At 74.8% G+C, this 12,203-nt stretch carries 14 protein-coding genes; 10 read left to right on the top strand and 4 right to left on the bottom strand.

Translation table 11 applies throughout. The features are described 5' to 3' along the window. Positions 1-31: 31 nt before the first annotated feature. From ACZ52J_RS22210 to ACZ52J_RS22185, 6 genes are all read left to right on the top strand, one after another. Positions 32-739, top strand: a complete 708-nt coding sequence (locus tag ACZ52J_RS22210) for an HAD family hydrolase (protein WP_465621028.1) — start codon at positions 32-34, stop codon at positions 737-739. 7 nt (positions 740-746) lie between these two features. Beyond that, the gene (locus ACZ52J_RS22205; protein WP_465621026.1) at positions 747-1,067 is read left to right on the top strand and encodes a DMT family transporter; all 321 of its coding nucleotides are present in this window, start codon (positions 747-749) and stop codon (positions 1,065-1,067) included. Positions 1,068-1,222: 155 nt separating this feature from the next. Further along, positions 1,223-1,714 carry a hypothetical protein gene (locus ACZ52J_RS22200; protein ID WP_465621024.1) on the top strand — a complete coding sequence of 164 codons (492 nt, stop codon included), beginning with the start codon at positions 1,223-1,225 and terminating at the stop codon, positions 1,712-1,714. Between the two features lie 146 nt (positions 1,715-1,860). Next, complete coding sequence (locus ACZ52J_RS22195) at positions 1,861-2,193, top strand: WXG100 family type VII secretion target (RefSeq protein ID WP_465621022.1); 333 nt, start codon at positions 1,861-1,863, stop codon at positions 2,191-2,193. 30 nt (positions 2,194-2,223) lie between these two features. After that, positions 2,224-3,747: a WXG100-like domain-containing protein gene (locus ACZ52J_RS22190; protein ID WP_465621020.1), complete on the top strand. Its 1,524-nt coding sequence runs from the start codon at positions 2,224-2,226 to the stop codon at positions 3,745-3,747. Further along, entirely contained in the window at positions 3,744-4,262 is a 519-nt protein-coding gene (locus tag ACZ52J_RS22185; protein WP_465621018.1) for a hypothetical protein, read from the top strand. The genes ACZ52J_RS22190 and ACZ52J_RS22185 overlap by 4 nt, the downstream gene beginning before the upstream one ends. Positions 4,263-4,320: 58 nt before the next feature. Here ACZ52J_RS22185 and ACZ52J_RS22180 read toward each other — a convergent pair whose 3' ends face one another. The 3 genes from ACZ52J_RS22180 to ACZ52J_RS22170 form a co-directional block, all read right to left on the bottom strand. Beyond that, positions 4,321-4,836, bottom strand: coding sequence for a pyridoxamine 5'-phosphate oxidase family protein (locus ACZ52J_RS22180; protein ID WP_360499505.1), 516 nt, complete (start codon positions 4,834-4,836; stop codon positions 4,321-4,323). A 178-nt stretch (positions 4,837-5,014) separates the two neighbouring features. Continuing rightward, positions 5,015-5,683, bottom strand: a complete 669-nt coding sequence (locus ACZ52J_RS22175) for a phosphatase PAP2 family protein (protein WP_465621016.1) — start codon at positions 5,681-5,683, stop codon at positions 5,015-5,017. Then, positions 5,683-6,351 carry a DedA family protein gene (locus ACZ52J_RS22170; protein ID WP_360499501.1) on the bottom strand — a complete coding sequence of 223 codons (669 nt, stop codon included), beginning with the start codon at positions 6,349-6,351 and terminating at the stop codon, positions 5,683-5,685. Before ACZ52J_RS22170 ends, ACZ52J_RS22175 begins: the two co-directional genes overlap by 1 nt. Positions 6,352-6,632: 281 nt before the next feature. Here ACZ52J_RS22170 and ACZ52J_RS22165 point away from each other — a divergent pair, with 281 nt between their 5' ends. From ACZ52J_RS22165 to ACZ52J_RS22155, 3 genes are all read left to right on the top strand, one after another. Continuing rightward, positions 6,633-7,100 (top strand): BlaI/MecI/CopY family transcriptional regulator, encoded by a 468-nt coding sequence (locus tag ACZ52J_RS22165; protein ID WP_465621014.1) that lies wholly within the window; start codon positions 6,633-6,635, stop codon positions 7,098-7,100. After that, a complete protein-coding gene (locus ACZ52J_RS22160) occupies positions 7,097-8,215 on the top strand; it encodes a M56 family metallopeptidase (protein WP_465621012.1) in 1,119 nt (372 codons plus the stop codon). The genes ACZ52J_RS22165 and ACZ52J_RS22160 overlap by 4 nt, the downstream gene beginning before the upstream one ends. A gap of 163 nt (positions 8,216-8,378) precedes the next feature. After that, a complete protein-coding gene (locus ACZ52J_RS22155) occupies positions 8,379-9,818 on the top strand; it encodes a GAF domain-containing protein (protein WP_360499495.1) in 1,440 nt (479 codons plus the stop codon). Positions 9,819-9,926: 108 nt separating this feature from the next. Here the strand turns inward: ACZ52J_RS22155 and ACZ52J_RS22150 are convergent, their stop codons facing one another. Continuing rightward, positions 9,927-10,427 (bottom strand): SsgA family sporulation/cell division regulator, encoded by a 501-nt coding sequence (locus ACZ52J_RS22150; protein ID WP_465621010.1) that lies wholly within the window; start codon positions 10,425-10,427, stop codon positions 9,927-9,929. Positions 10,428-10,751: 324 nt separating this feature from the next. Here ACZ52J_RS22150 and ACZ52J_RS22145 point away from each other — a divergent pair, with 324 nt between their 5' ends. Continuing rightward, a complete protein-coding gene (locus ACZ52J_RS22145; protein ID WP_465621008.1) occupies positions 10,752-12,062 on the top strand; it encodes a hypothetical protein in 1,311 nt (436 codons plus the stop codon). Positions 12,063-12,203 lie beyond the last annotated feature (141 nt).

Genomic DNA, 12,203 nt, shown 5'->3' with positions numbered 1-12,203 from the left:
TCCGACGTTGAGAACCACCGAAGGTACCGCCATGCCTGAATCCGTCCTGCCCGAATCCGCCGCCTCGTCCGAGGCCGCCCTGCCCGCCGCCGTCCTCTTCGACATGGACGGCACCCTGGTCGACACCGAGCAGTTGTGGTGGCAGACCGCCGCCGAGATCGCCGAGGAACTCGGCCACCCGCTCACCGACGAGGACGCCCCCGAGGTGCTCGGCCAGGCCGTCGAGCACACTGCCGCCCACCTCCACCGGGTCAGCGGCACCACCCTCGACGAGGCCGAACTCGCCGCCCGGCTGGGCGAGTCCTTCGCCGGCAAGGTCGCCGTCGAGACGGTGCCGCGCCCCGGCGCGCTCACCCTGCTCGCCTCGCTGCGGGACGCCCGGGTGCCCACCGCGCTGGTCTCCGCCTCCCCGCGCCGGGTGGTCGACCTCGTGCTGTCCGCCATCGGCCGGGACTGGTTCGCCGTCACCCTGGCCGCCGAGGACACCGAGCGCACCAAGCCCGCCCCCGACCCGTACCTCGCCGCCGCCGAGCGGCTGGGCCTGGACCCGGCCGTCTGCCTCGCCGTCGAGGACACCCCGACCGGGGTCGCCTCCGCGAGCGCGGCCGGCTGCGCCGTGCTCGCCGTGCCGTCCACCGCGACGCCGATACCGGACGGGAAGCGGATCACGCTGCTCGCCAGCCTGGAGCAGGCCGACCTCGCGCTGCTCGGGAAGCTCACCGCCGCCCCGGCGGTTTGACACCGACATGCCCTACGTCCTGCTCGCCCTCGCCATCCTGAGCGAGGTCTGCGCCACCAGCTGCCTCAAACTCACCGACGGGTTCACCCGCCTCTGGCCGAGCCTGGCGGTCGGCATCGGCTACGCGCTCTCCTTCCTGCTGCTCGGCCGCGCGCTCAAGCACATCCCGGTCTCGGTCGCCTACGCGGTCTGGTCGGGGGCCGGGACGGCGGCGGTCGCCGGGATCGGCGTGCTCGCCTTCGGCGAGTCGCTCGGGCGGCTGCAGTGGCTGGGGATCGCGCTGGTGATCGTCGGGGTGGTCGTGCTCAACCTCAAGGGCAGCCAGTGACCGTCGATTTCCGAACAGATCCCGACGGACCCTGACGGACTCTGACGGACTCTGACGGATCGTCATGTCACAAGACAGCTGGTCAACTCGCCGACCGGAGCGGGAAGTCGGACGGGCCGACTTCCCGCTCCGAGCCGTTCGCTACGGTGTTGCCCATGACGAACCCCCGGCCCCACCACTACCGCTTCGTCCACCGCGAGCTCGCCCGCCAGGTACTGGAGTTCGGCCCGCGCGTGGCCACCCCGGCCCCGGACGGCGGCAGCCTGCTGCCCGTCGTCACCAAGATCTGGGACGACCTCGGCGGGACCCTTCCGCCCGAGGACCGCCTACCCACCCACGGCCTCGACTGCCGCCACCTGTCGGTCGACGGCCACCACATGCTGCTGGTCACCCTGCCCAGCCCGGTCGGCGCCACCGAGGCCCACTTCGTCGCCGCCGTCCACCCCCAGGGCAGCCGGACCGTCCGCTACGTGACCCTGGAGCACGCACTCAACCCCTTCGACGGCAGCCCCGGCACCGTCCTCGGCGAGTGGACCACCGAGAGCCACCTCAACCACGGCCCGGGGCCCTCCCCCGTCGCCGAACTCTTCGTCGCGTCGGTCGTGCAGCTCGTCACCCCGAAGAAGCGCGGCTTCTGGCGCCGCTGACATCCAGCCCACCCCATGGCCCGGTCAAGCAAATGCCCAGCTACGGCAAAGTGTTGCTCGTCACACGAACCATCTGGAACCCGCCCGCCCCGCCGAGTCTTCTTCCCCATCGCACGTCAGATGGACGACGGACGGGGGGAGAGACCGTGGCGGACGACGGGGCGAAAGCCGGCGGGCCGGAGTTCAAGATCCGGCCGGGGGACCTGAAGGACGCCGCGCCGACGTTCGAGAACCAGAGCAAGGCGCTCAAGGAAGCGCTCGACAAGCTCAAGCAGAGCCTCACCGAGGCCGGCAGCCCGTGGGGCGGCGACAAGCAGGGCAACGAGTTCGCCCAGGCCTACAACGGCCCGCACGACAAGGTGCTCTCCGCGCTCGACGTCCTGGTCAAGGGGCTCACCAGCATCCACGACGGCCTGGTCGCCCACGCCGACAACCACACCGACGCCGACAACCACGCTCGCAAGAACATGACGCCATGACCGGCGCTCCCTTCCGGACGGGGGCGGCGGGTGGGTGAGTCCACGGCGGCGAAGGCCGTCCGCAAGCTCACCGGGATGTGGTGGCCCGACGCGGACCCGGACAAGCTCCGCAAGGTCGCCGACGCGTGGGAGGCGATGGCCACCGCCATCGACAACGTCACCGCGCCCACCAACCAGGCCGCCGCCGCGATCGTCGCCAACAACCACGGCCCGGCGATCGACGCCTTCGGCACGTTCTGGGGCCAGTACTACGGGGGCAAGGACAGCGCGGGCCAGGGCAAGGGCTGGCTCCCCGACACCGCCACCGCCTGCCGCAGCCTCGCCAAAGCCCTGCGCGACTTCGCCGCCGAGGTGGACAAGGCGATCAAGAAACTGGAGGAGGAGGCCGCGATCGTCGGCGCGACCCTGGTCGCCGGCACCGCCCTCGCCTTCTTCACCGTCGGAATCTCCGAAGGCGTCGCCGTCACCGCCGCCGCGGGCATCGTCGCCACCGCCGCCGGCCTCGGCGTCGCCGTCTCCGAGACCATCGCCATGATCGCCGCCACCGTCCTCACCGGCGTCGTGTTCGGCGCCGTCGAAGCGATCGCCGTCGACGTCGCCGTCGCCCAGCCCATCCGGGTCGAGTTCTACGACGACGGCGGCTACAGCCTCAAGGAGGCCGTCGACGCCGAGAAGACCGGCGGCATCATGGGCGGCGCCGGTGCCGGCCTCGGCGCCGGCGCCCGCGTCGTCGCCAACGCCGCCGAGCGCGCGGAGAGTGCCTCCGTCGCCCTCGCCGGCCTGGCCAAGGTCGCCAACGCCGCCGACACCCTCCCCGGCCGCATGGTCACCGGCGCCGGCCTCACCTACGGCTACGACACCGCCTTCAAGACCGGCCCCGTCATGCCCTTGGACCTCGTCCTCGGCGCCGTCGGCGGCGCCGCCGCACCCGGCCGGAGCAAGACTCCGTTCCCCGACACCGAGGGTTGGGGCGGCGCCGGATGGGTTCATGAGCCGTCGGAGTTCGCCGGCGGGGTGTACGAGAAGGTCCGCGCGACCCCCAACAAGGTCGACCTCCCGAAGATCTCCGAGAACACCGGCATCGACCCGTCCGTCCTCCGCCAAGTCAAGTCCCACCTGTTCCGGGAGCAGCACACGGTGGCGGTCGGCCCGCTGGACACGAAGCGGGGGCTCTTCACTCCACGCGACGACATCGCGGAGATCTGGCAGGACGCTCACGCGGGCAAACTCGACGCCGCCGGCCTGAAGGAGTTCCGCTCCCTGATGGCCCATGAGTACATCGAGAGCGAGCTGATGAGGGGAGGGCTTCCCTACGTATCGGAGCATCCGGACGTCTGGAACGAGGCGCACGACAAGCTGTTCCCGCAGGACGTGAGCAAGGCCGGCGCCCATGATCTGGCGCCGCATTCCGTGGAGGGCCATTTCCGCCCCTGGGAGACCCGCTTGGGGCTGACGCCGCCCAAGACGCCGCTCGCGGACGACCTTTCGAACATTGATACCGTGGTCTCCGAGATCAAGCAGGAGCTGCGCAGGAACGGGGTGAACGTCAAGTGACGAATCCGTCGCGTCTCATTCTGGATCGCCTGCGTGCGGTCGAGTGGAGCGACTGGGACGGCGCACAGCCCCACCTCCGCTCCCGGGCCGCTCTGATGCGCGAGTACCTGCGGCGGTCCGCCCTCTGGGCCGACGCCTTCGACGCCGCAGGCCTCTGGCCGTTCTTCGACATCGCCCTGCACATCGACCCCACCGTCCGCGCCGATTCCGACGTTGCCGCCGACCTGGAGGCCTACCTCTCCGGCGCCGTCCGGCGTCGCACCATCCGGGAGACCTGCCGAGGCGCCGTGCACTGGCCCACGTTCCGCCGCGAGACGAAGGTCGTCCTCCCCGAGCTGCCCGACCCCTACGACCCGCTCCTGCTCCTCTACGGGCGCGGAGGCGGTTTCTACGTCGAGGAGCACATCGACCTCGACGGCATCTCCGTCCCTCTGGGCCAGTTGTCGGACCATCTGTCTCGCGTCCCGGTCGTCGACCTCGATCCGGCCACGCTCGACGCGCTGGACGCGACCTGAGCGGCAGTGCCGTCGGCGGCTCGGCCCGGCCGGAGCCGCCGACGAAGGCCCGCGGGGCCTACGACCGCACCACCCGCGCCCGCAGGTAGTTGCGCCGGCCGAAGTTCGGTTCGTCCACCGCCGTCAGCTCCTCCACCTGGAACCGGTACAGCGCCGCCGCCCCGCCGCCGGTGAGGAACTGGCGCCGGACCTCCTCGTCCTGCGCGAAGGACGGGTAGCGCCCCTGGTACGCGGCCAGCGCCGCCTGCGCCTGCCGCCCCCAGGCCTCGCCCGCGCTGCCGGTCAGCTGCAGTCCGCGCAGCTGCTCGCCGAAGGCGGGCGGCGGCAGGAACACGGTGGCGGCGGCCCGGGCCTCCTCGGCGAGATGGTGGCTGTGCCGGGTGGAGCGCTCGCTGACGAAGTAGAGGACGAGGTCGTCGTCGTGGGCGAAGAAGGCGAGGTTGGCGTGCGGTCCGTGTTCGTGGCCGGCGGTGGCGAGGGTGAGCACCATGGCCTCCGCGAGCAGGCCCTCGACGCCCTTGTGCAGCAAGTCGCCCGGCCAGTCCCCCTGTGTGATGTCGAGTCTGTACGGCATTCGGCACTCCCTCCGCTGGCACGCCCGGCGCCCTCGCGCCCCGAGCACGACTGAGCCGGGCGGGCGCCCCCTGAGGAGGCCCCACGCCCGGCTCACATGCTCTACCCGCCACCCCTGCCGAACAAGGGTCGCGGAACGGGTGGAACGAGCGCGATCGGCGCCGCCGCACCCGACCGTCTCAGTGCCGCTGCGCCCCGTACGCCGAGTGCCCGTGGCTCACCAGCGGCGGCTCCCCCGGGCCGAGCAGCGGCCGCAGCGCGCCGGTCCGCATCCGGTCCACCAGTGGCCCGCAGCGCCCGGCGACCGGTGCCAGCACCACCGCGACCAGCAGGCCGACCAGCGCGCCCACCGCCACGTCGTGCGGGTAGTGCACGCCGACCCAGACCCGGGAGGCGGCCATCAGCACCGCGAACAGGCCGGCCACCCAGCCGAGCCGCCGGTTGACGAACCAGAGCGAGGCCGCGGCGGCGACGGCGATCACCGAGTGGTTGCTCGGGAAGGACCAGTCCCCGGTGCCCGGGCAGGTCTCCAGCGAGACGCTGCCGAGGATCTGCGCGCAGGGCCGGACCTCCTCGACGATGCCCTTGAGCCCCGAGTTGACGACGTAGGCGATGACCACGATCACCGGCGAGGCCAGCACCTTGGCCATCACCGCGGAGTCCGCGCCGCGCGCCCGCCACCACGCCCAGAGCATAAAGATCGCGAACAGGCCGAGACCGATCGCCGACCAGACCTTGATCAGCTCGTCCAGCCAGTGCGGGGCCGACTGCGCCCACCCGTTGACGCGGGTGTAGAGGCTGCCGTCGATGCCGCTGCCGTCATAGACGGCGAGGGCCCGTGAGGACATCACGCGTCACCTCCGTGACGTGGCGCCTTACGGGCGCGGAACAGTTCGAGAACAATGGGGAACACGGAGACAACTACTACCAGACCGATGATGGGCAGCAGATACTGGTCGATCCCGGGTACCGACGATCCGAGCGCGTACCCGGCGAGCACCACGCCGACCGTCCAGACCGCACCGCCGACGACCTGCCAGAGGGTGAACGAGCGGACCGGCACTTCGAGCACGCCGCACAGCGGATTCAACACCGTTCGGACCACCGGGATGAACCGGGCGAGCATGATCGCCTTGCCGTGGCCGTACTTCGCCAGCAGTTCCTCGGCCCGCGCGGCGCCCTTCAGCAGGCTCTTCCGCCTGGTGCGGCGCAGCAGCGACCGGCCGCCGCGCCGGCCGATCAGGTAGCCGACCTGGGCCCCGCCCAGTGCTCCGACCAGGGCGGCGGGCAGCACCTGCCACAGTTCCAGCTGGGGCCCCTTGGTCGCGCCGGGCACGCAGAGCAGTCCGGCGGTGAACAGCAGCGAGTCGCCGGGCAGGAAGAAGCCGATCAGCAGGCCGGTCTCGGCGAACAGCACCACGGCGATGCCGAGCGCGCCGAAGGCGGCGAGCAGTGAGGACGCGTCCAGCGGGTTCACCGCGAGGTGAACGGCCGGATCGCCGGGGAACTGGAGCAAGGCTGGCGGACCTCCCGTACGTTGGAGGGCGGTTCACGGCGCATTCCGCCGGAACCGACCGGTTCACAGCGGATCCGCTCAGGCCGGCTGTTCACGGCGAACTCGCCGGGACAGCGGTTCACAGGGACCCGCCCGGACCGGGAGGTTCACAGGGACCGCCCGGACCGGGGAGGTTCACAGCCGGACTTCACTGCCGGGCTCTTCAGCCGGACCCGCCCGACCGTCTACAGTCACGTAGACGGTCTACATGACTGTAGACGAAACTTGGAGGAATCGCCGCCATGTCCGACGTACCGTCCGCCCGCCGGCCCGCCGGGGAGCTGGAGGCCGAGGTGCTGGCCGCCCTCTGGTCGGCCCGGCAGCCGATGACGCCGCAGGACGTCCAGGCGGCGCTCGGCGGGGACCTCGCCCGCACCACGATCGCGACGATCCTGGCCCGGCTGCACGACAAGGGGACGGTCGAGCGCACCCGGGCCGGCCGCGCCTACGCCTACACCCCGACCGTCCAGGACACCGCCGGACTGGCGGCCCGCCGGATGCACACCGAGCTGGGCCGCGAGGCCGACCGCTCCACCGTGCTGGCCCGCTTCATCTCCGACCTCTCCGCCGAGGACGAGCAGCTGCTGCGCGACCTGCTCGGTGACGGCCCCGCCGGCCCCGGCACCGGAGCCGCCGACGCCGGAGCCCTCACCAGAACCGTCGGCGACGACCACCCGTGGCCGGGCAGCAGGGGAGCGGCCGGCCGATGATGATCGCCGTCTGGGCCCCGCTGCTGCTGCCGTTCCTGGCCGCCCCGCTGGCCCGCCGCCTCGCCGAACTGCTGTCGCCGCGAGCCGCCGCCTGGATGCTGGCCGGCAGCGCCGCCGTCCTGGCCGGCGGCACCCTCTGCTCGCTCGGCCTGCTCGCCGCTGCCGGGCTGCTCCAGCTGCCGCCGGTCGCCGCCCTCGGCCACCTCTCGCTGCCGTGGCTCACCGCGGCCGCGCCGGCCGCCCCGCTCGCCGCCGCGGCGGCGGCCCTGGCGCTCGTCGCGCTCGCCGCGCTGGCGGTGCGCACGGCCCGCCGCCGACGGCTGGAGCTGCGCACGGCTTGGGCCTCCCTCCCGGCCGATGACCGGCATCCGGATACGCGCCTCCCGCGCGCCACCGTGCGCCGGGCTCGCACCCCGGATCGCCGCACCGCCCCGCCGAGGCCCGCCGAGCCCGCGTTCTCCGCCCTCCTGCGGCCCGCCGGATCAGTGCTCACGGCGCTTCTGCGGCCCGCCGAGCCCCCGCTCGCCGTCCTGGACGACGAGCGCGCCGACGCCTTCGCCCTGCCCGGCCGTCTGCGCCGCCCCGGCCGACCGGGCGAGCCCGGCCGGATCGTGGTCACCTCGGGGATGCTGCGGGCCCTCAGCGGCCCCGAGCGCTCCGCCCTGCTCGCCCACGAGCGCGCCCACCTGGCCGCCCGCCACCACGTCTTCCTCGCCCTCGCCGAGCACGCCGCCGACGTCCACCCGGCGCTCCGCCCGCTGCGCGCGCCGCTCGGGTACCACCTGGAGCGCTGGGCCGACGAGGTGGCGGCGGCCCGGGTCGGCGACCGCACCGTGACCGCCCGCGCGGTCGGCCGGGCCGCCCTCGCCGCGAGCCGCTCCCCCTGGCCGGACCGGCCCAGGCTGGCCCCCGCCGCGCACTCCGGGCCGGTCCCGCGCCGGGTCGCCGCCCTGCTCCAGCCCCGCCCGGCGGCCACCCCCGGCACCCGGCTGCGGGCGGTCGCGCTGGCCCTGGCCGCCTGCCTGGCGCTGAGCACCGGCGCCACGCTGGAGGCCACCGCCGACCTGCACCACACCGTCGAGGCGGCCCAGCAGGGCGTGGGCGCGCAGCGCTGAGACCCACCCGGGCCCGGGGGTCGCCCGGGCCCGGGGCCGCTCCCGCGTACCGTCCGGTATGCCGAGTTGGCAGACCCCATCCCCACGGGCCCAGCTCACCCGTACGCTTTCGTCAGCGCGTCGGCCCCGGCGCGACCTCGAACGGCGGCGAGGAGCGGACCGAGTGCGGCAGACCGGACGGCAGTCCCGACGACCAGAGCGCCGCACCCCGCCGACCGCGACGGAGCTGGCCAAGGTCCACGAGCGCACCCTCGCCGACGCCGCCGCCCGGGAGCTGACCGGTCCCGCCTCCCCCGAGGAGGGCGGCGTCCCCGGCCTGCTCGAACCCCGCCCCGAGATCGGCGACTCCTGGGCCCGGCTGCGCCGGCTCGGCCTCGACCCCGACACCGGTGCCGCCGCCGCCCTGCTCGGCCCGGCCGAAATCGAACAGCGCCGCCGCGCCAGTGGGCTTGACGCAGTCATGCCAGTCCTGCGGCAGACCCTGCTGGAACCGACCGACGCACTCCCGCTGATCCTCGCCATCGCCGACGCCGAGGGCCACGTGCTCTGGCAGGAGGGCGAGCGCGGCCTGCGCCGCAGCGCCGACCGGATCGGCTTCATCACCGGCGCCCGCTGGATCGAGGAGAGCGTCGGCACCAACGGCATCGCCGTCGCCCTGCGCGCCCGCCGCCCGATGCACGTCCACTCCGCCGAGCACTACCTGCGCAGCCACCACTCCTGGACCTGCGTGGCCGCGCCCGTGCACGACCCCGGCACCGGGCAGCTGGTCGGCGCCATCAACCTGAGCGGCCCCGCGCACAGCATCCGCCCGTACCTGCTCCAGCTCACCGCCACCGCCGCCCGGCTCGCCGAGACCGAGCTGCGCGCCCACCGGCTGGAGGCCCTGCACCAGCTGCGCACCCTGGCCGCCCCGCTGCTCGCCCGGGTCGGCGGCCCGGCCCTGGTGGTGGACGCGGCCGGCTGGACCGCCGCCGCGGCCGGGCTGCCGCCGCCCAACCGGCTGCGGGTGCCCAGCGAGGGCTGGGCCCCGGCCGCCGTGCACTGGGTGCCCGGCCTCGGCGAGTGCGTACTGGAACCGCTCGCCGACGGCTGGCTGGTGCGCCCGATCCGGCCGCCCGGGGAGGACGGCTCCGGCACGGTGAGCGCCGAACAGGCCGAGGGGGCCCGGCTCCGACTCGACCTGCGCCGGGCGGACCGGCCCGAACTGTCCGTCCGGGGCGCGGTCGGCAGCTGGTCCCACCCGCTCAGCCCGCGCCACGCCGAACTGCTGCTCCTGCTCGCCACCGGACGCCAGGGCAGCACCGCCGCCCAGCTCGCCGAGGCGCTGTTCGGCGACGCGGGCCGGACGGTGACGGTCCGCGCGGAGCTGTCCCGGCTGCGCCGCTACCTGGGCGGGCTGCTGGCCCACCGGCCGTACCGGATCGCCGAGTCGGTGCTGGTCACCGTGGAGGGGCCGGACGACCCGTACGACCTGCTGCCCGCCTCCACGGCCCCGGCCGTCCGGAGACTGCGGGCCGCGCTGGCGACGGGGGCGGTGCGGCTGCCCGGAGCGGTACCCGTCCCGCCGCCGCGCGCACCCGGCGACCAGCCGCTCGGCCGCTGAGGCCGCGGCCGACCGCCAACCGCCAACCGCCAACCGCTCACCGACCGCCGACCGCCGACCGCCGACCGCCGACCCTCAGCCGCTTGCCCGCCGCCCGTCAGCCGCCCGTCAGCCGCCCGCGAGCAGCGCGGCCAGGTCGTCGTCGGTGGGGCCGCAGTCGCACTCCCGCGCCTCGGAGACCAGCGCGTACGTCCGGTCCAGCCAGGCCTGCACCCGGGGCTTGGGAGCCTCCAGCAGGGCGCTGCCGTGCGGGGATTCGAGCGCCAGGTGCAGCGTCGAGCCGTGGCACGGGCAGTACGCCGGCCACAGCTTGACGTCACCCTGGCCGCTCAACATGCCCAGGCCGTCGCGCAGCAGCTCGCGCGAGAACACCCAGTCGGCCTCGTCCGGCCGCCCCAGGTGGAACGTCAACAGCACCTCGTACGGGCGGGCGGCGTCGAACCGGAACCGGGTGCGCACCTCGCCGACCACCTCCTCGCCCAGCGAGATCCGGAGCGTCAGCACCTCCTCCACCGCCGCCGGAGCGGCGGTGGAGCCGTCCCCATCGCCGCCCGTGGGGGTGGCGGCGATGGGTGCACTGGAGGCTGCGGACAGCGGGTCGGGCGGCATGACGGTCTCTCCGGGGCGGCGTGGGATGGACCCAGCCTGCGCCACCCCGTGCCGGGCGGCAAGGGTTGCAAGGGGGTTGCAACAACCGCCACCATCCAGGCCAACCGCCCCCTACTTCCCTGTCGGACGGAGCGTCAACTTCCGGACATCGAACGGGTGTCCACGAAATGGATGGAACCCGTCCACGGTATGACCGCCCGCTGGTACGCTCTCCCCCTCCCCGGCGCGGGCCCGCGGCGGACCGGCCCGCGACGGCCGGAACCAGGCCCGGCGGCAGCGCGTGGGAGAATACGGCGACGCGACTTCGGGGAGGGAGGGGGTCCGGTGGCTGTGCGCGAGGACACCGCGCGGGACGTGCGGCACGAGCCCGAGCGGCACGGCCGGCACGGCCGACCGCGCCCCTTCGGCGGCCGACTCCGACTGCCCACCCTGCGCTTCTCCGGCGCTGCGATGGCGATGTCCACCGTCGTCGGCATCAGCATCGCCACCACCCTCCTGCTCAACGAGCAGCAGGGGATCGGCCGTCGGGCCGGCGTGGCCCGGGTCGGCTCCACCCCGCCGCCCACCCCGGGCGCCACCGACCAGGCCGAGGCGGCCTCCGCGCAGACCCCGACCGCCACCCCGGCCGGCGGACCGTCCGCCACCCGGCAACCGGCACACCCGTCCACGCGCCCCGCGGCCCACCCCTCGGGAGCGGCACCGGTCCTGGCCACCCCGCCCGGCGACCGCTCGGCGCACCCGGGCTCCTCGGCCCCGACCGGGGGTCAGACCGCCACCGGGCAGGATTCGCAGCCCCCCGGCACCCAGCTCGCGGGCACCCAGCCGGGCGTACCGGCTCCGGCCGGGCCCTCGCCCGCCGCCCCGACCCCGCCCGCCGGACAGCCCGACGGCCAGCCCACCGACGGCGTGCCACCGAAACTGCCCGGTATCAGGCCCACCGCGCCCACCCGCCCCGTGCCGCCGCCCACCGAGACCGCCCCCGGCACCGGCGGGTCCCCGGACGGCCAGGCCCCGACGGACCCGGGCGGCGACGGCGGCACACCGACGGACACACCCGGCCCCACCGCACCCGCTCCCACCGCGCCCGGCCCCACCGCGCCCGGCCCCGGTACGCCGGACCCGAGCACCGACCACGCCCTGTCCGGCACCTCCCTGGTCGCCCCGCTCGGCCGCGACGGCCTGCGGCACGAGCTCGGCCTCACCGTGACCGAGCCGGTCACCGCCCTGCAGGCCGAATTCCGGCTCGCCCCGGGCGAGTCCGCCGCCGGCACCGGCACCGCCTGGACCGACCTGCCCGGCGCCGTGGTCACCGTCCAGCAGGAGCGCGGCACCCTGGTCTACCGCTTCACCACACCGCCCGGCACCGACGTCCGGCCCGGCCACTACACCTTCGGCGCGCGCGGCGCCCGTCCGGCCGCCGCCGACCCGTCCGCGGTCCGCAAGTCGGCCCCGGCGGAGAGCTGGAGCGCCTCCGCCTTCGCCCTCGACCACCCCCGCGCGGTCGCCGCGCTCGGCGGCTTCGACCCCATCCCGCCACTGCCCACCCCGGCACCGCCGACCCCGTCACTGCCGGCCGCGCCGCCGCCCTTCGCGCCCCAGGCCCCCGGTGTCCCGGCGGCCCCCGCGCCCCGCTGACGGCCCGGGCGGTCCAGGCCGTCCGGCGGTGCAGGCCGTCCGGTGGCCACGCTTCTCCAACGGCCACGCTCCTCCGACGGCCCATCGTCACAACATTCCGACAGTCCGACGATCCGACAGCTGAGCTGCTCGGACGGGCGC

It is taken from the genome of Kitasatospora sp. NPDC034035, assembly GCF_055575755.1.
This window is presented reverse-complemented; position numbering and strand designations above follow the sequence as displayed.